Below are 25,836 nucleotides of genomic sequence, written 5' to 3'. Positions count from 1 at the left end.
ATCGAGAGGTCGATACCCCTGCGTCTGGCTTCGGCATCCACCTCCCCTTCCAGGGGAGGATCAAAATCAATGAACGAACCGCGCCACCACATCGCGATACGACCGCGAAACCTTCACGCTCGCGCCCGAATTCAGCACCAGGAAGCATTCGCCGTTGGTATGCGGCTTGACCTGCTTCACCAGATCCAAATTCACGATCGTAGACCGATGCACCCGCTGGAACCTGCGCGGATCGAGCCGCTTCTCCAGATCCTTCATCGTCTCGCGCAGGATCAGCGTATTATCGCCAGTATAGATGCACATGTAATCGCCCGCGGCATCGATCCGCTCGATCGTATCCACATCGACACGGAAGATCTGCCCGCGATCCTTGATGTTGATGAGCTTCTCGAACCGGTTCGCCGACACCGCGTCGCCATCCGGCATGTCGGCCGCCGCATCCGGCGCGACATCGGCGAGCACTTCGCGCAACCGATCGACTTCCTCGACGCCGCGCTTTTCGGACAGACGCTGCCGAACCCGCTCGATCGTGTCCGCCAGCCGCGACTCCTCGACCGGCTTCATCAGGTAATCGACCGCCTGCGCCTCGAACGCGCGCAAGGCGTGGTCCGAATAGGCGGTGACGAACACGAACAGCGGCGGCTCGACCTCCATCAGGCCCTGCACGACGGAGAACCCGTCGAAGCCCGGCATCTGGATGTCGAGGAAGACGAGGTCGGGCTTGTGCGTCTTGATCGCGCGGATGGCCTCGCGGCCGTTCGAGCATTTTTCGATGATCTCGACGTCTTCATGGGCCTGGAGTCGGAGTTCCAGCCCCTGGATCGCCAGCGGCTCGTCGTCGACGAGAATGGTACGGATGGTCATGCGGCCTCTCTGTTCACGTCTTCCAGCTGATACGGGATCTCGATTTCCACCGAGAAGCCTCCAGCCGGCGTGGAGCGGGTTTCGAAACGGTGGTCGGGGCCATATGCCTGCACCAACCTGTCTCTAATATTAGCGAGCCCCACGCCGGTCGAATGGCTTGAACCGATCCGGCCCTCGATCAAGCCCGGACCGGTATCGGATACGGCGATCTGCACCCGTTCCCCGGCAAGACGCACTTCGACGTGGATATCGGCGCCTTCTTCCTGCGGGGTGACGGCGTATTTGATCGCGTTTTCGACGAGGGGTTGCAGCAGCAGCGAGGGCAATCTCGCCCGTTCGGCGCGCGGATCGATGTCGAACTTCGGCCGCATCCGATCCTCGAAGCGCATCTTCTCGATCTCCAGATACAGCTTCAACTGGTCCACCTCCTGCGCGACGGTGACATGCGCGGTCGGTTCGTTGGCCAGCGTATAGCGCAGGAACGACGACAGCCGCGACAACATCGCATTCGCCCGCTCGGTCTGCTTGAGCAGCACCAGCGTCGAGATCGAGTTCAGCGTGTTGAACAGGAAATGCGGGTTGAGCTGGTACCGCAGCATCGCCAGCTGCGCCGACGACGCCTGGTTCTCCAGATGCTCCATCTGGTCGATCTGCGCCTCGACGATCAGGTAGAAATTGATCCCGAAATACAGCGCCGACCAGCCGAACAGCACGGTGAAGGTGACATACACCGACCCCAGCAACCGCGTCAGCGTCACCCCCGGCGTCGACGTCGCGATGAACGAGAAGGTGAACGCATCGAGCACCGCATACAGGAAGGTCGCCGCGGCGAGCGTCGCGATCGTCAGGAAGATGCCGACCAGCCGGTTCATCTGGCGATACTGGCCGTACATCGTCGAGAGCAGCAGCGTGATGCAGTATCCGACGATCGCCTCGACGATCACCGGGATCACCCCGTCGAGCGACAGCCCGTTCGAGATCGAGACGACTCCGCGCAGCAGTAGGTAACCGCTCCACCCGACCGCCTGCAAAATCCAGAACGCCCGCGCCTTGTTCTCGAAGAACGGCCGCGCAGTGAAGGGCAGGCGCCGGGCCGAGTTCAGCGCGGACGAGTTGACCGCGGACGAGCCGGGAGACGAGACGGAAGGGGTAGCCATTGGCCCGCGGTCTTACACGCCGCGACGGAGACACGCAAAAGCTGCGGTGTTTGGGGGTCGTGAGGTTCGGAACATGGCTCCCAGCCGTTCTCAGGCGAAGACAAGAACGAATGCGCCAGAACACCAGCCGCCACCAATCTTCCCCCCTCCCTGAAAGGGAGGGGCCGGGGGTGGGTAGGCGTCCGCAAATCCGATCCCGCGCGGCTCAAGCGGGCCAACCCACCCCCCAACCCCTCCCTTCCAGGGAGGGGAGAAGGTCAGCCCGCCCCAAAAGCGCGCGAACCGCACATCGGTCTGCGAGCCCGCCCGGCTCGCCCCCTCATCGGCATCGTCGCCTAACCTTATTCCCCCCTCCCTGAAAGGGAGGGGCCGGGGGTGGGTAGGCTTCCGCAAATCCGATCCCACGCGGCTCAAGCGGGCCGACCCACCCCCGACCCCTCCCTTCCAGGGAGGGGAGAAGGTCAGCCCGCCCGGCTCGCCTCCATTATCCGCATCGTTCTCCTACTTTATCCCCCCTCCCTGAAAGGGAGGGGCCGGGGGTGGGTAGGCGTCCGCAAATCCAATCCCACGCGGCACAAGCGGGCCGACCCACCCCCGACCCCTCCCTTCCAGGGAGGGGAGAAGAGCGGCCCGTCCCCGAATGCGCGACGGATGGAACGCGCAGCGCAGCATCGCCTCACGCCCCAAACCCCCAAACCCCCAAACCCCCAAACCCCCAAACCCCCAAACCCCCAAACCCCCAAACCCCCGGACCAAACCCCCACACCCCCGGACCAAACGCCCACTTGCCGCGCGCGGCCGCCCGGCGCAAACCGCCGCAAGCATGGCCGCCCTTCGCACCCTGACCGCGACGCATCGCCGTTGGCTGTTGCTGCTGTTCGCCTGCGCCATGCTCGTCCGCGCGCTGATCCCGACCGGGTGGATGCCGGTCGCCGATGCGCAGGGCTTCCGCATCGTGCTCTGCTCCGGCACCGGCCCGGCGATGCCCTCGGCCAAGGCACCGATGGATCATGCCATGGCCGGCATGCATCACGAGAAATCGTCCGATCACCACAGCCAGGGTCCCGAACATCCGTGCGCGTTCGCTGGCGTCACGCCCGCGATCGACACGCCGCCGCTCGCCGCCCCGCTGCCCCCCGTCCGCATCCGCGCGACGCCGGCGCTCGCTCGCGCGCTCGTCACGATCGGCCACGGCCTTGCTGCCCCGCCGCCGCCACAGACCGGGCCGCCCACCTTCGCCTGACGCCGCGCGCCGCTCTCCAGCGACGCCGCAACGCCCAGTATCGAAGGACATTCCATGCCAACGCTCCACAGCGCGCGAGCCCGCGGGTTCGCCTGCGCATCGCTGATTGCGCTCGCCGCCACCCCGGCTGCCGCCAGACCCGCCGAAGACGACCCCACGCCACAGACCGACATCCTGATCCTCGCGCGCAAACAGGCGCAGTCGATCGAGAACGCCCCCGCCACGCAGGCCAGCGTCGATGCCGCGACGATCGCCACCACCACCAACGCGATGAACGCCGAGGACAGCCTCAAATACCTGCCGAGCCTGCTCGTCCGCAAACGCCACATCGGCGACACGCAGGCCCCGCTTGCGACCCGCACCACCGGGGTCGGCGCCAGCGCCCGCAGCCTCGTCTACGCCGACGGCGCGCTGCTCTCCGCACTCATCGGCAACAACAACACCAACGCCTCCCCGCGCTGGGGCCTCGTCAGCCCGCAGGAGATCGCCCGCGTCGATGTCCTCTACGGCCCGTTTTCGGCGGCCTATCCCGGCAACGCGATCGGCGCGGTCGTCAACATCACCACGCGCCTGCCGGACCAACTCGAAGCCACGATAACTGCCGGCACCAACGTCCAGCGCTACGATCAATACGGCACGCACGACACGTTGCCCGCCTACCAGGTCGGCGCGACGCTCGGCGATCGCTTCGGCCCGCTGAGCCTGTTCGCGAGCTACGACCACGTCACCAGCAACAGCCAGCCGGCCCTGTTCGTCACCGCCCCGCGCCCGACCACGACCAGCGCCACGGGGACGCCCGTCACCGGCGGTTATGACGCCGTCAACCGCACCAACGCCCCGATCCGCGTGCTCGGGGCGAGCGGCATCGAGCACCAGCAACAGGATCGCTTCAAGCTGAAGGCCGCGCTCGACGTCACCTCCGGCATCCGCCTCACCTATGTCGGCGCGCTGTTCCTCAACGACACCGACGCGGTCGCACAGACCTATCTGACCGACACGACCACCGGCCAGCCCGCTTATGCCGGGGCATTCACCATCGACGGCCGCGCCTACACGGTCGCGTCGAGCGCCTTCTCGGGCGGCACCTACGCGCAGGACCAGCGCCACTGGAGCCATTCGCTTTCCGCGACCGGCGCGTCCGAAGCGGTCGACTGGCAAGTCATCGGCACGCTCTACGACTACGCCCACGACGTCCAGCGCGTCCCGACCACCGCGCTCCCGACCGCACGCGCTGGCGGGGCAGGGACGATCGCCCGGCTCGACGGCACCGGCTGGACGACGCTCGACGCCAAGGCCGCATGGCATGGCGGCAACCACGTCGTCAGCGCCGGCGCGCACTTCGATCGCTTCGTCCTGAACAGCAACCGCTATGCGACCACCGACTGGATGACCGGGGACGACGGCGCGCTCAACCTCCAGTCGAAGGGCAAGACCCGCACCGCCGCCTTATGGGCGCAGGATGCCTGGACGCCGATTCCCGACGTCACGCTGACGCTCGGCGGCCGCTACGAATGGTGGCGCGCCTATGACGGCCGCAACTATTCGCTGTCCCCCGCGATCGCCGCCACCCAGCCCGAGCTGACCGCCGCGCGCTTCTCGCCGAAGGCGTCGCTGGCGTGGACCGCGACCGCCAATTGGACCGCCCGAGCCTCGTTCGGAACGGCATGGCGCTTCCCCACCGTCGGCGAGCTTTACCAGATCGTCACCACGCCCGTCGCCGCGGTCCCCAACCCGAACCTGCGCCCCGAACGCGCGCTTTCGGAGGAGATCAGCCTCGAACATCACGACGACCATGGCCTCGTCCGCGTCTCGCTGTTCAACGAATCGGTGAAGGACGCGCTGATCTCGCAGACCGGTCCGCTCAACGGCACGACCACGCTCGCCACCTTCGTCCAGAACGTCGACCGCACCCGCGCGAGAGGGATCGAGGCCGTCGTCCAGCGCATCGACATCGTCGACCGGTTCGACCTCTCCGCCAGCGTCACCTATGCCGACGCGACCACGCGGGCGAACCCTGCGTTCCCCGCTTCGGTCGGCAAGCGCTTGCCGCAGGTCCCCCGATGGAAGGCGACCCTGGTCGGCACCTGGCGCCCCGCCGACGGCATCGCGCTCACCGCCGCCGGCCGCTACGCCAGCCGCTTCTACGGCACGCTCGACAACAGCGACGTCGTCGGCAACACCTATCAGGGCTTCTACAAATACCTCGTCGTCGATCTCCGCGCGCAGTTCCGCGTCGGCGATCACTACACGCTCGGGCTCGGCGTCGATAACGTCGGCAACGACCGGTATTTCCTGTTCCACCCCTTCCCACAGCGCAGCTTCCAGGCGGACCTCACATGGAAACTGTGACGCGCAAGGCGCCCGGCACCTCCTGGTACAACGCGGTCTGGCGCTGGCATTTCTATGCCGGGCTGTTCTGCCTGCCGTTCATCCTGTGGCTGTCGGTCACCGGCACGATCTACCTATGGAAGCCACAGATCGAGGCCTGGCAGGAGCGCGCCTATGACAGCCTCCCGATAACCGCCACGCGAGCCACCCCCGAGCAGATCGTCGCCACCGCACTCGCCGCGCAACCGGGCGCGCACCTGAGCAAATACGAACGCCCCGAAACGCCCGCCCAGGCGGTCCGCGTCCTGATCGCCAGGGACGGCGTCGAGACGCGCGTCTATGTCGATCCCTACCGTTCGCGTGTCCTCGGCAGCGTTCGCGAAGACGCGCGCCTGATGAAGACCATCTCCGCACTCCACGGCACGCTGCTCGCCGGAAAACCCGGCAGCTGGCTGGTCGAGATCGCCGCCTGCTGGACGATCACGATGCTGCTCACCGGCCTCTATCTCTGGTGGCCGAGGGGGCGGAAGGGCCTCGCCGGTGTCCTCTACCCCCGCTGGCGAAGCGGCCGGCGCCTCTTCTGGCGCGACACGCACGCGGTCGCCGGCATCTGGGTAAGCCTCGCGGCGGTGTTCCTGATCGCCACCGGCCTGCCCTGGGCGAATGCCTGGGGCAGTTACCTCGCCGCGGTCCGCACCGCGACCGGCACCACCGACGGCCCAGTCGACTGGATGATCGCCGGCAAGCCCGCCGCCAGATCCGGGGCCAAGCCCGCCGAAAGCTCCGGGGCCAATGCCGACGAACACGCCGGGCACCGCGGCATGGCAATGCCCCCGCCATCGGCCGTATCGACAACGCCGCGCCCCGGCGACCTCGACCGCATGGTCGCGGTGGCCGAGCGCCTCCCGCTCGCCGCCCCGGTCCTCATCGCCCCCAAGCCCGGCACCGCGAACTGGACGATAGGCTCCGAATCCGCCAACCGCCCCCAGCGCACCCGCCTGACCCTGGACGGCACGACCGGCCAGATCCTCGACCGCCGCGACTTCGCCCAACGCCAATGGATCGACCGCGCGATAGGCTATGGCATAGCCATCCACGAAGGCGCGTTCTTCGGCCTCGCGAACCAGATCCTCGGCACGCTGGTAACGACGTTGCTCGCCACCCTCGCAATCTCCGGCACCGTCATGTGGTGGCGCCGCCGCAAGCCCGGCACGCTCGGCGCCCCGCTCAAACTGACCCGCCCCCGCTATGGGGCCGTACTGATCGGCAGCATCGCCACGCTCGCCGTGGCCATGCCGATGTTCGGCGCCACCCTCCTCACGGTCCTCGCCATCGACCGCCTCCGCCCCCGCTAGAAACGAAAAAGGCCGCCGCTCCCCGAAAGGGAACGGCGGCCTTTCAAGCTGCGGTATCGAAGGCTCAGAAGCCGACGATGAGCGACCCGCTGATTGCCCGCGGCGAACCGAAGTTCACGTTGGTCGAGTTTGCGGTGGTCAGGCCGCCGCTGAACGAACCGATGTAGAACTTGTCGAACAGGTTCGTCAGGTTCAGCTGGATCGCCGTCTTCGGCAGGCCGAACGATGCCAGCGAGTAGCGAACGTCGAGATCGACGACCGTGTAGCCGGCGAACTTCTGGGTGTTGATGTCGTTCAGGAAGCGCGAACCGGTATACTTGACCTGACCGCCGACATCGAGGTTGCCGATCGAACCCTGCAGACGCCCACCATACATGAACTTCGGCGTGGCGCGCTCACGCTTGCCGGCCGTGGCGACGATCGCGCCATTGGCACCGGCAACATTGTCCTCGATCTCGGAGTGGATGTACGAACCGAAGACATAGGCCAGGACCTGCGGGATCGGACGGACCGACACGCTGCCGTCGATGCCGTACTTCTTGACCGCACCCAGGTTGGTGTCGACGCTGCACTGGCAATCGTCGTTGAATGCCGACACGATGCGGTTGACGTACTTCGAATACCAGCCGGTGATACCCGCCTGGACGATGCTGCGCTGATACCGGAGGCTCAGGTCGTAGCTGTCCGACGTTTCCGCATTCGGCTGCGAGGCATCGCTGCTCAGCGGCACGTACACTGCATTGTACAGCGTATCCGTGCTGGGGACCGAGATGTTCTTGGCATAGTTGGCGGCGACGCTGGTGGTCGGCGTCAGGTGGAAGGTCGCACCGATGTTCGGCAGCAGCTTGTCATACTTGTAGTTGCGTACCTGTGGTGCTGCATAGCCGGTGATGGCACCGGTCGTTGCGTTGACGACATAGGGGTTTGCCGCGACGTACGTCGCCAGCGAACCGCTCGAAGGGCAGTCCACGTTGCCGTTCGACGCAGTGGTAAAGCAGTTCTGGTTGAGCTCGCGCTTGAAGAACGGCGCCCGCACGCCGAGCAGCACGGTCAGCTTCTCTTCGAGGAACTGGCCGCGATATTCGCCTGCGACCTGGTTCAGCGTCGCGAAGGACTTGCGGTCGCGCTTCTGCACGATGACGCCGTTCACGTCGAGGATCGGCTCGTTGACCGGGAACACGTCGAACGGCTCGCCACCGGCGTCGATGAAGTCGAGTTCACCCGTCTGGCGATGCTTGGCACGATCGAACGTGTACGACAGGCGGACACGGTTCTGGTCGTTCAGCTGGTAGCTCAGGTTGGCGACTGCCGTGTAGCGGTCCGTCTTCGTCTGGCTGGGATTGGCCAGGGTGACGCGGTCGAGAATGTCGCCATCGCCGTTCAGGTCGCGACCGAAATAATAGCCGCCGCTGTAGAAACCGTAGAGGTTCTGGCCGTTCAGCACATACGCGCCTTCGCGTGCGTTGCCGGTGATGGCACCCGTCGTCGAATTGACGCTGGTCGTAACACCGCCGCCATTGGCCTTGGTGGTCTGGTACGCGGCGTCAACCGAGAAGATCAGGCCCTCTGCCAAGGTGAAGCGCGAGTTGAAGCGTGCGTTGCCGGTGTTCGACGGGTTGTAGCGGCGCTCGAACGAAGTGCCGCAAGCGTTCGGCAAATCTGCAACGCGCGGGCGTGCTGCTGCCGTGTTGCACGGAGCGCCGCCGGTGGCTGCGCCTGCACCGGTGGCATAGCCGATGTCATAGAAACGACGGCTCTTGTCGACTACGATGTTACCGTTTGCGTCGACGAACCCGGCTGCGGTCAGCGGCGAGCCACCGAAGTTGTTGCGGTTGACGTTGTAGTGGCCGGCAATCGAGACGAAGTCGCCGTTGCTGCCGATGTCCTGCCAGAGCTTGGCGTTGAACTGCGACTTCTGGACCCCGCCATAGTTCGCGAAAGCCGGCTCGTTATGCAGGTTCGACGCAGCGAGCCAGGCCTTCGTGCCACGGCCCGTGAAGTCGCCGGTCTGGATCATGCCGAAGACACGCGTATAGGGGCGATCGCCCGCGCCCGGTGCGATGATGTTGCCGTACGAACCGGTCACCAGTGCGCCCATCGTGTCGCTCGGCTTGAGCGAGTTGATGTTGACGGTGCCGCCGACGGCCGATGCGGTCGGGCTGTCGACGTCGGTCGAACCCAGGTTGACGTTGACGTTCTCGATCAGCTCGCTGTCGAGCTGCTGGTTCGTATAGACCGCATAGTTACCCGAATCGTTGAGCGGGACACCGTCGAACGTCTGCGAGATACGGTCCGAGTTGAAGCCGCGGATCGAGAACGAACCGCCCGACGAACCCCAGGGATCGTTGTTGGTAAAGCTGACGCCGGGGACGAGGTTCAGGACCTCGTTGATCGACTGTCCGACGCGCTGGCGCTGGATCAGCTCGCTCGTGATGACAACCTTTGCCTTGGGCGAGTCGGGAATCTCGACGCCGCCGACAGCTTTGTCCTTCTTGCCGCTGACGACGATTTCGCTCGATTCATCGAACGACTGGGATCCGGTCGACTGAGCAAAGGCCGCGGCCGGAATCATGAGCGCGGCGAATGCAACGCCGCAAGCAAGCATGGTACGCATCTGAATAATGTCCCCTTAGAGCCCGTAGCTCTGGATGTCGGCTTTTCCACCGCACACCCGTGCCCCTGCACTTGGGATATTTCGGTTATGTGACATTGGCGAGTCGTGAATTGTCACAGATGCACTCGGTCATATTGCGTTGCAAAAAAGCCACGCAGTGAAACCGTTTCGGCCGTAGTGTTGCCGGCGCGGAACCGGACGGCGCTTCAGCTGTTCGCGACGATCTCCGCCCACTCGGCTTCGGTGATGACGCGGATGCCGAGTTCGGTGGCCTTCTTCAGTTTCGATCCCGCGCCGGGGCCCGCGATCACCAGCCCGGTCTTGCTCGACACCGACGCCGCGACGCGCGCGCCGAGTGATTCCGCCTGCGCCTTGGCCTCGTCACGGCTGAGCGTTTCCAGGCTGCCGGTGAAGACCAGGATCTGCCCGGTCACCGGCGACTCGCGGGTTTCGTGGACGACGTCCTCAGGCTTCACTTCGCGCAACAGGTCGAACACGACTCGGCGGTTGTGCGGCTCGGCGCAGAAGCCGACCAGCGCGCTGGCGACCTCGGGGCCGATCCCCGCGGTCTCGATCGCACCGACCAGCAGCTTGTCGCGACGAAGGACGAACTTCCGCTCGGGTTCGCCGATCACCGGTTCGATCCGGCCGCGCAGGAACACCGCGTGACGCAGTACCGAGCCTAGCGCGCGCGCCGACACATAGCGCCGCGCAAGGTCTCGCGCGGTAATCTCGCCGAGGTGGCGGATGCCGAGCGAGAACAGGAAGCGGTCGAGCGGGATCGTCCGCTTCTGCTCGATCGCCGCGATCACCTTGGCCGCCCAGACGCGCCCGTCCTTCTTGCGCGCGGCGAGCTGCTCCTCGGTCAGGCGGAAGATGTCGGCGGGGGACTCGATCAACCCATCGCGGAAGAATGCCTCGATCAGCGTCTGGCCGAGCCCGCCGATGTCGAACGCGTGGCGCGACGCGAAGTGGATCAGCCGCTCGACTCGTTGTGCCGGGCAGATCAGCCCGCCGGTGCAGCGATAGACGACCTCGCCTTCCTCGCGCTCGGCGGCCGACCCGCATTCGGGGCAAGTGTGGGGGAAGACGTACGCCTCGCGCTCGGCGTCGGGCGTCAGGTTCTCGACGATCTGCGGGATCACGTCGCCGGCGCGCTGGACCAGCACGCGGTCGCCCGGCCGTACGCCGAGCCGCTCGATCTCGTCGGCATTGTGCAAAGTCGCGTTGGTCACGACGACGCCGCCGACGGTGACGGGCGACAGCCGCGCCACGGGGGTCATCGCGCCGGTCCGCCCGACCTGGATGTCGATCCGTTCGAGCAGGGTCTGCGCGCGCTCGGCGGGAAACTTGTGCGCGATCGCCCAGCGCGGCGCCTTGGCGACCTGACCGAGTCGCGCCTGCCAGTCGAGCCGGTCGACCTTGTAGACCACGCCGTCGATGTCGAACGGCAGGTCGGCGCGCGCGGCTTCGATCCGCCGATACACGTCGAGCGCGGCTTCGGTCCCCTCGACCCGCGCGAATCCGTCGGCGATCGGGAAGCCCCAACCGCGCAACGTATCGACCACGTCGGTCTGCGTTTCCCCCGACACCACGCTCGCCTCGCCCCAACCGTGCGCAAGGAACCGCAGCGTCCGGCTCGCGGTGACGCTCGCATCCTTCTGGCGCAACGACCCGGCGGCGGCGTTGCGCGGATTGGCGAACTGCCGCGCCTCCTTGCCCGTCTCTTCGGCTTCGGCGAGCAGGCGCGCGTTGAGCGCGGCAAAGTCGTCCTTCGCCATATACACCTCGCCGCGAACCTCGAAGATCGCCGGGATGCTCCCTCTCTCGTGTTCCCCCGCGAAGGCGGGGGCCCAGTCTGGACCCCCGCCTTCGCGGGGGAACAAGGTCTGGGGAATGTCGCTAATGGTGCGAACATTGGCGGTAACATCCTCGCCGACCTGCCCATCACCCCGCGTCAGCGCCTGGACCAGTCGCCCGTCCTCATACCGCAGCGAACATGACAGCCCGTCGATCTTCGGCTCCGCGGTCAGCGCCACCGGCGCATCGTCCGCCAGCTTCAAAAAACGGCGCACGCGCGCGACGAACTCCTCGACCTCCTCGTCCGCGAACGCATTGTCGAGGCTCATCATCGCCTTGGCATGCGCGACCTTCGCCAGATGCCCCGCAGGCGCCGCACCCACCGTCCGACTCGGCGAATCGCTCCGCACCGCCCCCGGAAACGCCGCCTCGATCGCCGCATTCCGCCGCACCAGCGCGTCATACTCGGCATCGCTGATCTCGGGCGCGTCGTCGGTATGATAGCGGGCGTTATGATACGCGATCTGCGCGGCGAGCGTCTCCAGCTCGGCGGCGGCTTCGGTCTCGGTTGCGGGAAGGTCGGGCATCGCGCCGGGTTAGGGGAGGGCGCCACCTTTCGACAAGACCTGGATCAACATGGCGTGAACATTCGCCCGACTTGCGCGCTGACATCGCAAGACATTTTTCGCAGGACCCATGATCATGACAGACACCAGCCGCCGAGACCTCTTCAAGGGCGCCGCCGTCACCGGCCTCGCCGCCGCCGCCGCCCCCGCCTTCGCGCAAGGGCAGGGGGCGGGGCAGGCGCAACTCGCCGATCCGCAGACGCGCTTCGTCTCGACGCCCTTCCCCGAACAGCGCCAGAAATGGCCCGCCCTCCAGCGCGACATGCGCCCCGTCCCCGATTGCGGCGAGACCAGCTACCGCGGTTCCGGTCGTCTCCAGGGTCGCAAGGCGCTGGTCACCGGCGGCGACTCAGGGATCGGCCGCGCGGCGGTGATCGCGTTCTCGCGCGAGGGCGCCGACGTCGCGATCAATTATTACCCGACCGAGGAACCCGACGCGCAGGACGTCGCCAAGCTGCTCCGCGCGGAGGGGCGCAAGGTCGTCCTGATCCCCGGCGACCTGACCGACGCCAAGTTCTGCACCGACCTGATCGCGCGCGCCGCGCGTGAACTCGGCGGGCTCGACATCCTCGTCAACAACGCCGCGTACCAGCAGTCGAAGGCGACGATCGCCGAGATCAGCTTCGAGCAGTTCGACCGGACGATGAAGACCAACGTCTATGCGATGTTCCACCTGTGCAAGGCGGCGATCCCGCTGATGAAGCCGGGCGCGTCGATCATCAACACGGGGTCGGTCAACTCCGTCGATCCGGGCGAGGAACTGCTCGATTATGCGACCACCAAGGGCGCGATCCTGATCTTCACCAAGGGGCTGGCGAAGCAGCTCGGCAAGAAGGGCATTCGCGTCAACATGGTCGCGCCGGGCCCGGTCTGGACGCCGCTCCAGGTCGCCGGCGGGCAGCTGCCGGGCAAGATGGGCGAGTTCGGCCAGGACACCCCGCTCGGCCGCGCGGGCCAGCCGGCCGAGCTGGCGTCGCTGTTCGTCACGCTCGCGGAGACGGGCACGAGCTTCACCAGTGGCAGCGCCTTCGCGGCGACCGGCGGCAGCGGGGTGCTGTAACGCGCCCGGCAGCATCCATCCCGGCCCGGCACCTCGCGCCACCCCGGCGAAGGCCGGGGCCCAATTGGCAAGGCTGTTGTAACGGAGCACCGCGTTCACCAATTGCTGTTCCCCAACTGGGCCCCGGCCTTCGCCGGGGTGGATATGGGGAGGGTGCGATGAAAACAGCAGTTACACTGTTCGTGATGCTCTGCTCGGTCCCCGCCACGGCGCAGCGCATCTCCCCCGCACCGGCCCCGGCGATCGGCTACGACTGGAACGACGATTCCTCGGCAGACGACCGTGTCCAGCAATCGCTATGGCCCCGCTCCGACGCCAGCGCGGCCGGGCTCGACGACATGATCCACACCGAACAGGCACCCGTCCGCGCCGCGATCCACGAAGACGGCGATTTCGGCAGTCGAGCGCTCCACGGCCTGCGGAAGGCCGGCGGCGATTACATCGTCGTGCCGGTGCTGAAGATCCACCTAGGCCACCCGCGAGAGGCGATGCCCTGATTGAGAGGGGAGCCGAACGAGAGCGAGTCGAAACATAGCTGACCCCGCCCCGGGAAATGTCAGCTCCCCTCCCTGGAAGGGAGGGGTTGGGGTGGGTAGGTCGGCTTGTGCCGCAGACGTCCGAATATGCGGAAGCCGACCCACCCCCGCCCCCTCCCTTTCAGGGAGGGGGGAGAAGTTGTCGAAACGTAGCGACTTCAAGCCCGCTCCAGCAACCGCTCCGCCTGAGCCCGCGCCTCGTCCGTGATCTGCGCCCCCGACAGCATCCGTGCGATCTCTTCCCGCCGCTCCTCCTCCGACAGCGCCCGCACGCCAGTCCGCGTGACCGTCCCGTCGCTGCTCTTCGCGATCAGCAGATGCTTCGCCCCGCGCGCCGCGACCTGCGGGCTGTGCGTCACCACCAGCAGCTGCGTGCTCTGCGCCAGCCGCGCGAGTCGCTCGCCGATCGCACTCGCCACCGCGCCGCCGACGCCGCGGTCGATCTCGTCGAACACCATCGTCGACGCGCCGCCCTCTTCCGCCAGCGCCACCTTCAACGCGAGGATGAACCGCGACAATTCGCCACCGCTAGCGATCTTGGTCAGCGCAGCAAACGGCGCGCCCGGATTGGTCGAGATCTCGAACTCGACGCGATCCTTGCCCGCCGCCGACCAGCCCTCTTCACCGAGCGGCGCGACCACGGTCTGGAACCGCGCCGCATCCAGCTTCAACGGCGCCAACTCGCCCGCCACCGCCACATCAAGACGTTTCGCCGCCGCCAGCCGCCGCTTCGTCAGCGCATCCGAGGCAACGTCGAACGCCTTCCGCGCCGCCGCGACCCGAGCCTCGATCACCGCAATCCCGCCTTCGCCCGCATCCAGCCGCTCCAGCCGCGCGCGCATCTCGTCCGCCAGCGCGGCAAGGTCATCCGGCTGCACGCGGTGCTTGCGCGCCATCGCCCGCAGCTCGAACAACCGCGCCTCGTCATCCTCCAGCGCGCGCGGATCATACGCCATGTCCGCCCGCGCATCGCGCAGGCTTTCCTCCGCCACCGACGCCTCGATCACCGCGCGATCGACCGCCGCCAGCGCATTGCCCAGCGCGACATGATCCTCCGCGATCCGCTCCAGCACCCGCGCGGCCTGGCGCAACTTCGCCATCCCGCCGTCCTTCCCCTCAAGGAAGTCGTCGATCGCCGCCAGGTCGTCCGCGATCTTCTCCGCGCGCTGCATAGAGCGCCGCGTATCCGCCAGCGTCTCTTCCTCGCCCGCGACCGGCGCCAGCGCGGTCAGCTCGGCAACGGTATGCTCCAGCCACTCGCGATCCCGCGCCGCCGTCTCGATATCCGCGCGCGCCGCCGCCAACTCAGCCTCGGCCGCGCGAAACGCCGCATACGCTTTCCCGGTAGCCCCAGGCTCGGTCCGCCCGAAAATATCCAGCAGCGCCCGATGCCCTCGCGCATTGAGCAGCCCGCGCTCGTCATGCTGGCCGTGGATCTCGACCAGGTGCGGCGCCATCTCACGCAGCAGCCCCGCTGACGCCGGCTGGTCGTTGACGAAGCCGCGACTGCCGCCGTCCGCCTTGACGATCCGCCGCACGATCAGCGGCTCGCCGCGCTCGATCTCCAGCCCGTTCTCGTCGAACAGCAGCGCGAGCGGCGACTCGGGGGCAGGGGCATCGAACGTCGCGGTCACCACCGCCTGCGCAGCCCCATGCCGCACCAGCCCGCTGTCGCCACGACCACCGAGCGCCAGCCCCAGCGCATCGAGCAGGATCGACTTCCCCGCGCCGGTCTCGCCGGTGAGCACGCCGAGTCCCTCGCCGAATCCCAGATCCAGCGCCTCGATCAGCACCACGTCGCGAATGGAAAGTTCGGTCAGCATAGTATGTCCGCCTTAGACGAACGGGCGCGCAATGCGATCCCCCTATGTTCCAACCCGACGACCCGCGCCTTTATCGCCCGACGACGCGCGTCAGCTTCCGGTGTTGGACGGCTGCCCGGCCGACCGCGGCGCCGGCGCGCGCTCGGCCGGGCCGGTCGGGGTCGAACCCGGCTCGTCCAGCTCGACCATCACCGACGGCGTACCCTTGGTTCCGACCGGCACCACCTGCTCGCCAGGCTTCAGCGGCGGCACGGCCGGCACCTGGTTCTTCTTCAGCAGGTCGTACGCATGCTGATACCAGTCGGTGCCGGGATAGTTGCGCCCGAGCACCGCACCGGCCTTCTCGGCCTCGACGGGCACGCCGAGCGCCAGATACGTCTCGGTCAGCCGCATCAGCGCCTCGGGCGTGTGCGTCGTCTGCTGGAACTTGTCGATAACGGTGCGGAACCGACCGTTCGCGGCGAGCCACTGGCCGCGCGTCTCGTAGAACCGCCCGATCTCCATCTCCTTGCCCGCGAGATGGTCGTTGACCAGATCGATCTTCAGCCGCGCATCCGACGCATAGCGCGTGTTCGGATAGCGCCGCATCAGCTCGCCGAGCGAATCGAGCGCCTGGCGCGTGATCTTCTGGTCGCGCGTCACGTCGGTGATCTGCTCGTAATAGCCGAGCGCGATCAGATAATAGGCATAGGGCGCATCGCGGTTGCCCGGATGCACCGCGAGGAAGCGCTGCGCCGAGCTGATCGACGCGGTGTAATCCTTGGCGAGGTAATAGCTGAACGCCGACATGATCTGCGCGCGGCGCGCCCAGATCGAATAGGGATGCTGGCGCTCGACCTCGTCGAACAGCTGGGCTGCTTCCTTGTAGCGTCCCTGGTCGAGCCGCGCCTTGGCGGTCGAATACAGCGTGCCCACGTCACGCGCGACATAGGGCAGGTCGCCCTTGGACGCGCGACCGCTCGCACAACCGGCCATGGGGAGCGCAAGCGCGGCGATGAGCGTGACCGCGAGGGCACGAGACTGGGGGATACGCATTGGCGTTGTCCTTAGCGTATGCGGGGCTTGGCGAACAATCCCTTTCGCCATACCCGCATTGGGCCTTTCCGTCGGCCGGATCACACGGCAATAGTCGTGCGTTGGCGCCCCATTCCCATTGCGTCATTCACGTCGAGGATCATGTCATGCCGGCCACATTGTTGCACACCCACCGCGTCGAGAAGCCTTGGGGTCGCGACACGCTCTGGCCCGGTTTCGAAGACCCGGCCGCCGGCTCGCCGCCGATCGGCGAAGTCTGGTTCCAGGAGCCCGGCAACACCACGCCCGACCTGCTGATCAAATACCTGTTCACGTCGCAGAAGCTGTCGGTCCAGGTCCATCCCGACGACAACCAGGCGCACGCGCGCGGCCTGCCGCGCGGCAAGGACGAGTGCTGGACGATCCTCGCCGCCGAGCCCACATCGACGATCGCGGTCGGCACGAAGCAGCCGATGTCCAAGGACGAACTGCGCGCCTCGGCGATTGACGGCACGATCGAGGACAAGCTCGACTGGAAGCCGGTGAAGCCGGGCGACTTCATGTATTGCGCGTCCGACACGATCCACGCGATCGGCGGCGGCCTGACCGTGATCGAGGTCCAGCAGAATTCCGAGACCACCTATCGCCTGTACGACTACGGCAGCGACCGCGAACTGCATCTCGACGACGGTGTCGACGTCGCGGACCCCACGCCCTACGTCCCCGTTGCACCGCCGATCGAGATCGAGACCGGCCGCACGATCATGGTCGAGGGGCCGAAATTCGTTCTGGAGCGCTGGAAGGGCGGCGACCACGTCGTCAACCTGCCCGAGGGCACGACCGGCTGGGTGATCCCGATCACCGGCTCGGGCGACGTCGCCGGCGTCGCATTCAAGGCCGGCGAATGCGCCACGATGACCGGCAGCGAGACGGTCTCGACGAGCCCCGACGCAGACGTGCTGTTTGCATACCCGGGCACGAAGCGGATCTGACTGAGGATCGGCGGCAGGGCAAGAAAGCTCCGCCGCTCCTGGGAGAGCACCACCCCGGCGGAGGCCGGGGCCCAGTTGGAAAGGTGGCCATAATGGCGCGCGGCGTTCCGTTATTCAGGTCCCCGACTGGACCCCGGCCTCCGCCGGGGAGGTGACCCCTTCGGCAGCCGCCGGCCAAAAGCAAAACGCCGCCCGTCCTTGTTCTCCCGCGAAGGCGGGAGCCCAGTCTGGATCCCCGCCCTCGCGGGGAAACAAGGTTTTCGAGGGTAACGTCCCCTCGCAGACCCTACCTCACCACCCCTCCAGCATCTCCACCACCCCGGCGAAGACCGGGGCCCATTGGGGACGTCGCTAAAGGATGGCAGCAAGCTGTTATTGCCACCTTTCCAGTTGGGCCCCGGCCTCCGCCGGGGTGGAAAGCCAGGGGGGAACGCCCCCAAACTCACGCCCAATTAACCCGCGCCCCGCTATACCCCCGCCACCATGCTCCGCATTCTCACCCTCTCCACGCTGTTCCCCGACGCGACCCGCCCCAATTTCGGCGTCTTCGTCGAACGCCAGACGCTCGGCCTCGCCGCGCACCCCGACGTGTCGCTGGTGGCAATAGCACCGGTCGGCCTCCCCCCAGGCCCACTCCGCCGCATCGGCCACTATGCCAGCCTCGCCACCCTGCCGACGCGCGAAACCTGGAAGGGCGTCGACGTCCACCGCCCGCGTTTCACCGCGCTCCCGTTCACCAGGGGCCGCTACCACGCCGCCGCCCTCGAACGCGCGCTCGTGCCCCTGCTCGACGCGATCCGCGCGGACTTTGCCTTCGACGTGATCGACGCGTCGTTCTTCTTCCCCGACGGCCCCGCCGCGATCGCGCTCGGCAAGCGCTACGGCGTCCCCGTCTCGATCAAGGCGCGCGGCTCCGACATCCACCATTGGGGCGAGGCACCCGCCACCGCCGCGCAGGTCCGCAACGCAGGGCAGGGCGCCGCCGGCGTGCTCGCGGTCAGCAAGGCGATGAAGGAGGACATGGTAGCGCTCGGCATGCCGGCCGAGCGGATCACGGTGCATCACACCGGCGTCGACCAGGATCGCTTCCGCCCCGCAGCCGACCGCATAGCGGCCAAGGCCAGGCTCGGCGTCCGCGGTCCGTTGGTCATCGCCATCGGTGGACTCCTGCCCCGCAAGGGCCACGACATCGTCATCGAGGCGGTCGCCGCATTGCCGGGAGTCACGCTCCTGATCGCCGGCCACGGACCCGCGCGCGCCGACCTGGAGGCGTTGATCGCGCGACTCGGCGTCGGCGACCGCATCCGCCTGCTGGGCGCCGTCCCGCACGCCGAACTGCCCGAGCTGATCGCCGCCGCAGACGTCAGCGCGCTCGCCTCCCATTCGGAAGGCCTCGCCAACGCCTGGGTCGAATCACTCGCCTGCGGCACGCCGATCGTGATCACCGATGCCGGCGGCGCGCACGAGGTGGTGACATCGCCCGACGCCGGCAGGGTCACGATCCGCGACGGCCTGGCGTTCGCAGCCGCGATCGCCACACTGCTCGCAGACCCGCCGACCCAGCAAGCAACGCGCGCCGTCGCCGCCCCCTTCACGTGGGAAGCCAACACCGCCGCGCTCTACGAGCACCTCGCGAGGCTGGTCGCCGATAACCGATAAATAATCGATCCTCCCCCGCCAGGGGGAGGTGTCAGGCGCTTGCCTGACGGAGGGGGAGGTAAGAGGCACGCCTGTTCCGTGTCCTCCCCCTCCGTCACCTTCGGTGCCACCTCCCCCTTGCGGGGGAGGATAGGGAGTTCACCCCTCGAGCGGGTACAACGCCGCCACGATCCAGCGACCTTCACCGCGCAGAACCGCCCAGGCCCGAGCCGCGGCGCGGCTGTCCATCGCCTCGATCCCGAACCCCCGAGCCTCGACCGCGCGCTTGAACGCAAGCGGCGGCTGGCGAAGCGCGGAACCCGTCCCCAGCAACAGGAACTCCGGCGGCGGATCGAGCGCCAGCAACGCCGCCACGTCCGCCTCGCCGAGCGCCTCGAACGCCGGTGGTTCCCAGCCATCCGCCCGCTCGGGACTGATCGACAACGCGGTATAATAGCCGTCGTCGACCTTGAACCCGGCCCGACCGATCGCCGAGATCATCGGCCCATCGGTCTTCTCGCGGTCCATCCTCATTTAACGCTCGACCTTCGGACCCACCCGCTCGGCACCGTCCTGCACGCCGCCCTTGCGCGGTGCAGGATCGGCGCGCAGCCCCAGCGTGATCAGCAGCGACGACGACACGTAGATCGACGAATACGTCCCGACGACGATACCCAGGATCATCGCCGCGGTGAACCCGCGCAGCACATGGCCACCAAGGATCAGCATCGCGAACAGCGCGAGCAGGATCGTCACGGACGTCATCACCGTGCGCGGCAGCGTCTCGTTCACCGACAGGTCGATGATCTCGCGCATGTCCATCTTGCGGTACCGGCGCATGTTCTCACGGATGCGGTCGTCGATCACGATCTTGTCGTTGATCGAGTACGAGATGATCGTCAGCACCGCCGCGACGATGTTCAGGTCGACCTCGAAATAGTCCCGCATGAGCGCGAAGAAGCCAAGCGTCATCAGCAGATCATGGACGATCGCGACGATGGTCGACACGCCGAACTGCCATTCGAACCGCACCACCGCGAACAGCGCGATGCCCAGGATCGAGAGACCCACCGCAAGCAGCCCCTTGGTGATCAGCTCGTCGGAGACCTTGCCCGAGATCGTGTCGTATTTCGAGAAGGTCGAGCCCGGGAATTTCGTGACGATGTCGTCCGACACCTTCTTCACCAGTCGGTTGGTGGCGCCTTCGTCACCGCTTTCGGGCAAGGGCAACCGGATCGACAGCGTCTTGGGATCGCTGAACGACTGGATCGACGCCTCGCCGACGCCGAGCCGGTCGACCTCGGTCCGGACGGCCTCGATCGACGGCGGCGTCGCGAAGTTCTGTTCGATCAGCACGCCACCGACGAAATCGACGCCCATGTTCAGGCCGCGGAATGCGACGAGGCCGACCGCGAGCAGCGAAAGGATCAGGGTCAGCCCGAACGCCCATTTACGGAGCGAGACGAACTTGAGGTTGGTGTTGTCGGGTACGAGTTTCAGCAGGCGCATGGTTATCTCCCGCCTCAAATATTGATCGTGGTGGGGCGGTTCTTCCGCAGCCACAGGGCGACCATCATCCGCGTGAACGTGACGGCGGTGAACACCGACGTGCAGATCCCGATCAACAGCACGACCGCGAAGCCCTTCACCGGACCCGAGCCGAGCAGCAGCATGATCACGCCGGTGATGGCGTGGGTCACGTTCGCCTCGAAGATCGTGCGCGATGCTTCCTTGTAGCCGAGTTCGACCGACTGGACGACGCTACGCCCGCGTCGCCGCTCCTCGCGAATGCGCTCGTTGATCAGCACGTTGGCATCCACCGCGGTCCCGATCGTCAGCACGAACCCGGCGATACCGGGCAAGGTCAGCGTCGCGTTCAGCATCGCCATGACGGCGACGATGACCAGGATGTTGATGACCACCGCAAGGTTCGCATACAGGCCGAACCGCCCATAGGTGACGAACATGAATACGATCACGAGCAGCGCGGCGACGATCGACGCGAGCACGCCGGCACGGATCGAATCCTTGCCGAGATCGGGGCTGACGGTGCTCTCGGCGATCGTCTTCAGCGCGACCGGCAGCTTGCCTGATCGCAGCGTGATCGCCAGCGCGTTCGCCGACTCGACGGTGAAGTTGCCCGAGATCGACGCGCGACCGCCGAGGATCGGCTCATTGATGTTCGGTGCGGAGATCACCTGGTTGTCGAGGATGATCGCGAACGGCTTGCCCGTATTGTCCGTCGTGACCTTGGCGAAGCGACGCCCGCCGACCGCGTTGAACGTGATCGCCACCTGCGGCGCGTTGGTCTGCGGTTCGAACTCCTGGCGTGCATCGGCGAGTTGGTCGCCCGAGATGATCACCGAGCGCTTGACCGCGATGAACGGCACGCCCAGCGGATTGCCTGGGTAGGGCAGGACCTGGCTGCCGACCGGCGCGATGCCCTTGACCAGATCGGCCGGGTTCGCGGTCTCGTCGACCAGCTTGAACTCGAGCTTGGCGGTCTTGCCGAGCAGATCCTTCAGCGCCTGCGGGTTCTTCAACCCCGGCACCTGGACGACGATCCGCGTCGCGCCTTGGCGAACGATCGTCGGCTCCCTCGTACCGAGTTCGTCGATGCGGCGGCGGACGACTTCGGTCGCATCGTTCATCGCCGTGTCGATCGCCTGTGTCAGGCCGGCTTCGGTCGGCTTGAGGACGAAGCGGCTCGTGTCGACGACGTTGATGTCCCACTCACGCTGGCCGCTCATCCCGGCGCCACCGCCGGTGATCGCCAGCAGCCGCTCGCGCGCCGCGTCGACCTGCGACGGGTCACGCAGCAGGAAGGTCAGCTGGCCGCCGCGCGTCGAAATGTCGCCGATCTCGATCCGCGGGCTTCCGTTGCGCATCGTTCCCGCCACGCTGTCGCGCATCGCCTCGATCCGCGTCGCGGCGAGGTCGGCTGTATCCGCCTCGAGCAGCAGGTAGCTGCCGCCGGCGAGATCGAGCCCGAGATTGATGTGCGGATGGGGAATGTTGCCCCATTTGCTCGTGGTGCTCTCGGGGAGGAAACTCGGGATCGCCAGCAGGCACAATGCCACCAGCAACCCGATGATCGACCCGACCTTCCAGCGCGGAAAATCCAGCATCAGTCGTTGGCCGGTTTCGTGTTCGGGCTGGTGATGTCGGTCAGCGTCGCCTTGACGACCCGCACGCGAACGTTCGGCGCGATCTCGACCTCGACGATATTATCCTCGACCTTGGTCACCTTGCCGAGGATCCCGCCCGACGTCACGACGCTGTCGTTCTTCCTCACCGCGGCGACCGACGCCTGCAGCGCCTTCATGCGCTTTTGCTGCGGGCGGATCATCAGGAAATAGAACACGACGAACACGAGGAAAAGCGGCGCGAGGCTCAGGAACGAGGCGATCCCGCCCCCGGCTGTGGCGCCGTCTGCGGCCTGGGCATATGCTGGTGAGATGAACATCGAGTTCCGTATCTGGCTGGCCGTCGCTGGCCGAGGGCCAAGTCCGGCTTGAAGGATGGGTCGGGCAGGACGTCGCGCATCGCGCCCGCATTGGTCCGCCCGCTATCATCGCTTGGAACCGCGCGCAACAGATCGCCACAGGATGAGACGTGGGCGTCATGCGACCGGGCGCATCTGGCTCCCCCGCTGACCCCGCCGCTGAAATCGCCGCGGTGTTCGCACTTGCATCCGGCGCGGACCCCGCGTAGTGCGCCCCCCTCGGGTCGCCTTGCGGCCCGTTCGGTCGGAGCGTAGCGCAGCCTGGTAGCGCACCACACTGGGGGTGTGGGGGTCGCAGGTTCGAATCCTGTCGCTCCGACCATTTTCTTACATTGATGAGAATACGCGGCGCTGCTCAAGGCAGCCAAGCCGTTGATGCGCGCCACGCTCGCCGCGTCCACAACCGCGCTCCCCTCCCTGAAAGGGAGGGGCTGGGGGTGGGTAGGCCGGTTCGAGCCCCAAGCGTTCGACTATGCGGAACCCGACCCACCCCCAACCCCTCCCTTCCAGGGAGGGGCGAAAGAAGAAGGGAAGGAGCCGTATAAGTCCCTACGCCGTCTCGCTCACCGTCGCCGCATGGCCCACCGCCACCGCGCTCAGATTCACGATCCCCCGCGCCGTCACGCTCGGCACCAGCATCTGCAGCGGTTTCGCAAGCCCCAGCAGCATCGGCCCCAGCGGCAGCGACTCGGTCGACGCCGACAGCAGCGACACCGCGATGTTCGCCGCATCGATGTTCGGCATCACCAGCAAATTCGCCGAGCCCGTCAGCGGGCTGTCCGCCACCAGCCGGCGCCGCAGCGCCTCCGACAGCGCCGCATCGCCGTGCATCTCGCCGTCGAACTCGAACTCCGGCGCCGCCGCCTTCAGCAACGCATGTCCCGCGCGCATCTTCTGCGCCGACGGTGACCGCGACGCACCGAAGCTCGAATGCGACAGCAACGCCGCCTTCGGCTCGATCGCGAACGCGCGCACCGCTTCGGCCGCCAGCAGCGTCATCTCGGCGATCTGCTCGGCAGTCGGATCAACCGTCACGTGCGTATCGCAGAAGAACAGACTGCCGGTCCGCAGGATCACCGCCGACATCGCGTACAGTCGCGAGACGCCCGGCATCCGCGGGATCAGCGGCATGATGTACGTCATCTGCGTCCACCAGTCGCCGATGCCGCCACACAGCGCCGCATCGACGCGCCCCTCGCGCAGCAGCATCGCTGCCGCCACGCTCGGCCGCGTCCGCAGTGCACGCTCGGCGCTGTCGGGCGGCGTGCCGCGACGGCCGACCAGCGCATTATAGCCGGCGAGCAACGGGTCGAACACCTCGCGGTCGGTACCCGGATCGAGCACCTCGACATCGCCGCCGATCGTCATGCGCAGGCCGCTCGCCTCGATCTTCTGGCCGATCACGTCGCGCCGCCCGATCAGCACCGGCCGCCCGATGCCCTCGTCGATCACCGTCTGCACCGCGCGCAGCGTCCGGTCGTCCTCGCCCTCGCCATACGCGATCGATCGCCCCGCCTGCTTGGCCCGCGCGAAGATCGGCCGCATCAGCTGGCCCGAACGGTACACGAACACTTCGAGATCGCGCAGATACGCATCGAAATCCTCGATCGGCCGGGTCGCCACGCCCGAATCCATCGCTGCCTTGGCCACCGCCGGCGCGACATGCAGGATCAGCCGCGGATCGAATGGCTTGGGGATGATGTAGGTCGGCCCGAACACCGGCGTCGCGCCGCCATAAGCGGTAACGACCACGTCGGATGCAGTGGCCCGTGCGAGCGCCGCGATCGCATCGACCGCCGCGACCTTCATCGCCTCGTTGATCTCGGTCGCGCCGACGTCGAGCGCGCCGCGAAAAATGAACGGGAAGCACAGCACGTTGTTGACCTGGTTTGGAAAATCCGAGCGGCCAGTGGCGATGATCGCGTCGGGCCGCGTCGCATGCACCAGCGCCGGCTGAATCTCCGGCTCGGGATTCGCCAGCGCCAGGATCAGCGGATCGGGCGCCAGCAGATGCAGCCACTCCTGTTTCAGCACGCGCGGCGCCGACAGGCCGAGGAAGATGTCCGCTCCCTCCAGCACGTCCGGCAAGGTCCGCGCATTCGTCTTGCGTGCATAGCGCGCCATGTTCGGCGGCATCACGTCGCCGCGATCGGCATGCGCGACGCCGGCGATATCGGTCAGCGTCACGTTCTCGGGGTTGAGCCCCATCGACACCAGCAAATCGACCGTCGCCAGCGCCGCCGCGCCTGCACCCGACGTCACCAGCTTCATCTGGTCGAGCCGCTTGCCGCGCAGTTCGAGCACGTTGCGCACCGCGGCGGCGCACACGATCGCGGTGCCGTGCTGGTCGTCGTGGAACACCGGGATGTTCATGACCTCGCGCAGCTTCGTCTCGATCTCGAAGCACTCAGGCGCCTTGATGTCCTCGAGATTGATCCCGCCGAAGGTCGGCTCGAGCACGCGGACCGCCTCGATGAACGCCTGCGGATCGAGCTGGTCGATCTCGATGTCGAAGCAATCGATGCCGGCGAATTTCTTGAAGAGCACCGCCTTGCCCTCCATCACCGGCTTCGACGCCAGCGCGCCGATCGCGCCGAGCCCGAGCACCGCGGTCCCGTTGGTGATCACGGCGACGAGGTTGCCGCGTGCGGTGTAATCGCGCGCCTTGTCCGGATCGGCGGCGATTTCCTCGCACGCAGCCGCCACGCCCGGCGAGTAAGCGAGCGCCAGATCGCGCTGCGTCGCCATCCGCTTGGTCGCCTCGACCGAGAGCTTACCGGGCTTGGGATAGCGGTGATAATCGAGCGCGGCCTTGCGGAAATCGTCTTCCATGGTCTTCCTAACCTGTCGGCCGCGGCGGCGACCGGGTTGAGCGCGCGGGCAAAGCTCGCGGCGACTGTTCAAGGCAGCGCATAGCCGCAGGGGAGGCGATCCGCCAACCCCGCGCGGACGTAGCGTCGGTTTGGGGGGGGCACCATACGCCACCACCCCGGCGAAGGCCGGGGCCCAATTGGAACGTCGGACCTAACGAAGCGCCGCCCCCAGCCAGCACCGCCCCCAACTGGACCCCGGCCTCCGCCGGGGCGGTTCAGAGGATGGAGAGGGTCGGGAAAGCACTTTGCCTTCCCCCCTCCCTGGAAGGGAGGGGCAGGGGGTGGGTCGGCTTCCGCATACGAACGCAAGAGGACCCAAGCAGGCCAATCCACCCCCAACCCCTCCCTTCCAGGGAGGGGAGCAAGGAGGGAGGCAAACACCAAAAATCCCTGTCCTACAACGAACCA

General features: G+C 67.0%; 18 protein-coding genes and 1 tRNA gene. 8 read left to right on the top strand and 11 right to left on the bottom strand.

The features are described 5' to 3' along the window. Positions 1 to 66 precede the first annotated feature (66 nt). A complete protein-coding gene (locus tag NLI89_RS00210; protein ID WP_031393111.1) occupies positions 67 to 864 on the bottom strand; it encodes a LytR/AlgR family response regulator transcription factor in 798 nt (265 codons plus the stop codon). After that, positions 861 to 2,021: a sensor histidine kinase gene (locus tag NLI89_RS00205; RefSeq protein ID WP_254685140.1), complete on the bottom strand. Its 1,161-nt coding sequence runs from the start codon at positions 2,019 to 2,021 to the stop codon at positions 861 to 863. Before NLI89_RS00205 ends, NLI89_RS00210 begins: the two co-directional genes overlap by 4 nt. Positions 2,022 to 2,844: 823 nt before the next feature. On the opposite strand from NLI89_RS00205, the gene NLI89_RS00200 reads away from it, so the two are divergent. From NLI89_RS00200 to NLI89_RS00190, 3 genes are read left to right on the top strand one after another with little or no spacing between them, the layout of a single operon-like run. Further along, positions 2,845 to 3,264, top strand: a complete 420-nt coding sequence (locus tag NLI89_RS00200; RefSeq protein ID WP_254685139.1) for a hypothetical protein — start codon at positions 2,845 to 2,847, stop codon at positions 3,262 to 3,264. 54 nt (positions 3,265 to 3,318) lie between these two features. Further along, positions 3,319 to 5,613: a TonB-dependent receptor gene (locus NLI89_RS00195; RefSeq protein WP_254685138.1), complete on the top strand. Its 2,295-nt coding sequence runs from the start codon at positions 3,319 to 3,321 to the stop codon at positions 5,611 to 5,613. Further along, positions 5,601 to 6,947: a PepSY-associated TM helix domain-containing protein gene (locus NLI89_RS00190; protein ID WP_254685137.1), complete on the top strand. Its 1,347-nt coding sequence runs from the start codon at positions 5,601 to 5,603 to the stop codon at positions 6,945 to 6,947. Before NLI89_RS00195 ends, NLI89_RS00190 begins: the two co-directional genes overlap by 13 nt. Before the next feature lie 64 nt (positions 6,948 to 7,011). On the opposite strand, the gene NLI89_RS00185 is transcribed toward NLI89_RS00190, so the two are convergent. Then, entirely contained in the window at positions 7,012 to 9,561 is a 2,550-nt protein-coding gene (locus NLI89_RS00185; RefSeq protein ID WP_254685136.1) for a TonB-dependent receptor, read from the bottom strand. A 206-nt stretch (positions 9,562 to 9,767) separates the two neighbouring features. After that, positions 9,768 to 11,948 (bottom strand): NAD-dependent DNA ligase LigA, encoded by a 2,181-nt coding sequence (ligA, locus tag NLI89_RS00180; protein WP_254685135.1) that lies wholly within the window; start codon positions 11,946 to 11,948, stop codon positions 9,768 to 9,770. 115 nt (positions 11,949 to 12,063) lie between these two features. On the opposite strand from ligA, the gene NLI89_RS00175 reads away from it, so the two are divergent. Together NLI89_RS00175 and NLI89_RS00170 are read left to right on the top strand one after the other, a co-directional pair. Further along, positions 12,064 to 13,047, top strand: coding sequence for an SDR family oxidoreductase (locus NLI89_RS00175; protein WP_254685134.1), 984 nt, complete (start codon positions 12,064 to 12,066; stop codon positions 13,045 to 13,047). 158 nt (positions 13,048 to 13,205) lie between these two features. Continuing rightward, positions 13,206 to 13,544: a hypothetical protein gene (locus NLI89_RS00170; RefSeq protein ID WP_254685133.1), complete on the top strand. Its 339-nt coding sequence runs from the start codon at positions 13,206 to 13,208 to the stop codon at positions 13,542 to 13,544. 197 nt (positions 13,545 to 13,741) lie between these two features. Here NLI89_RS00170 and recN read toward each other — a convergent pair whose 3' ends face one another. Together recN and NLI89_RS00160 are read right to left on the bottom strand one after the other, a co-directional pair. Next, positions 13,742 to 15,406 carry a DNA repair protein RecN gene (recN, locus tag NLI89_RS00165; RefSeq protein ID WP_254685132.1) on the bottom strand — a complete coding sequence of 555 codons (1,665 nt, stop codon included), beginning with the start codon at positions 15,404 to 15,406 and terminating at the stop codon, positions 13,742 to 13,744. Positions 15,407 to 15,496: 90 nt separating this feature from the next. Next, on the bottom strand, positions 15,497 to 16,441 hold the full coding sequence (locus NLI89_RS00160; RefSeq protein ID WP_254685131.1) for an outer membrane protein assembly factor BamD: 945 nt from the start codon (positions 16,439 to 16,441) through the stop codon (positions 15,497 to 15,499). Between the two features lie 146 nt (positions 16,442 to 16,587). Here NLI89_RS00160 and NLI89_RS00155 point away from each other — a divergent pair, with 146 nt between their 5' ends. After that, complete coding sequence (locus tag NLI89_RS00155; RefSeq protein ID WP_254685130.1) at positions 16,588 to 17,412, top strand: class I mannose-6-phosphate isomerase; 825 nt, start codon at positions 16,588 to 16,590, stop codon at positions 17,410 to 17,412. Between the two features lie 483 nt (positions 17,413 to 17,895). Further along, positions 17,896 to 19,071 carry a glycosyltransferase gene (locus tag NLI89_RS00150; protein ID WP_254685129.1) on the top strand — a complete coding sequence of 392 codons (1,176 nt, stop codon included), beginning with the start codon at positions 17,896 to 17,898 and terminating at the stop codon, positions 19,069 to 19,071. A gap of 138 nt (positions 19,072 to 19,209) precedes the next feature. On the opposite strand, the gene NLI89_RS00145 is transcribed toward NLI89_RS00150, so the two are convergent. Genes NLI89_RS00145 through yajC form a run of 4 tightly spaced genes read right to left on the bottom strand, consistent with a single transcriptional unit; the run spans position 19,210 to position 22,516 of the window. Then, on the bottom strand, positions 19,210 to 19,584 hold the full coding sequence (locus NLI89_RS00145; protein WP_060526420.1) for an Mth938-like domain-containing protein: 375 nt from the start codon (positions 19,582 to 19,584) through the stop codon (positions 19,210 to 19,212). Then, positions 19,585 to 20,559, bottom strand: a complete 975-nt coding sequence (gene secF / locus NLI89_RS00140; RefSeq protein ID WP_254685128.1) for a protein translocase subunit SecF — start codon at positions 20,557 to 20,559, stop codon at positions 19,585 to 19,587. A 14-nt stretch (positions 20,560 to 20,573) separates the two neighbouring features. Continuing rightward, the gene (secD, locus tag NLI89_RS00135) at positions 20,574 to 22,178 is read right to left on the bottom strand and encodes a protein translocase subunit SecD (RefSeq protein ID WP_254685127.1); all 1,605 of its coding nucleotides are present in this window, start codon (positions 22,176 to 22,178) and stop codon (positions 20,574 to 20,576) included. Further along, complete coding sequence (gene yajC / locus NLI89_RS00130) at positions 22,178 to 22,516, bottom strand: preprotein translocase subunit YajC (protein ID WP_254685126.1); 339 nt, start codon at positions 22,514 to 22,516, stop codon at positions 22,178 to 22,180. The genes secD and yajC overlap by 1 nt, the downstream gene beginning before the upstream one ends. 284 nt (positions 22,517 to 22,800) lie before the next feature. Here yajC and NLI89_RS00125 point away from each other — a divergent pair. Further along, a tRNA-Pro gene (locus NLI89_RS00125) sits at positions 22,801 to 22,877 on the top strand. A 227-nt stretch (positions 22,878 to 23,104) separates the two neighbouring features. On the opposite strand, the gene NLI89_RS00120 is transcribed toward NLI89_RS00125, so the two are convergent. Next, on the bottom strand, positions 23,105 to 25,387 hold the full coding sequence (locus NLI89_RS00120; RefSeq protein ID WP_254685125.1) for an NADP-dependent malic enzyme: 2,283 nt from the start codon (positions 25,385 to 25,387) through the stop codon (positions 23,105 to 23,107). Positions 25,388 to 25,836: the final 449 nt, after the last annotated feature.

It is taken from the genome of Sphingomonas faeni, assembly GCF_024273235.1.
Lineage (GTDB): Bacteria > Pseudomonadota > Alphaproteobacteria > Sphingomonadales > Sphingomonadaceae > Sphingomonas > Sphingomonas faeni_A.
The sequence above is the reverse complement of the archived record's forward strand: the minus strand, read 5'-3'. Positions and strand labels throughout refer to the sequence as shown.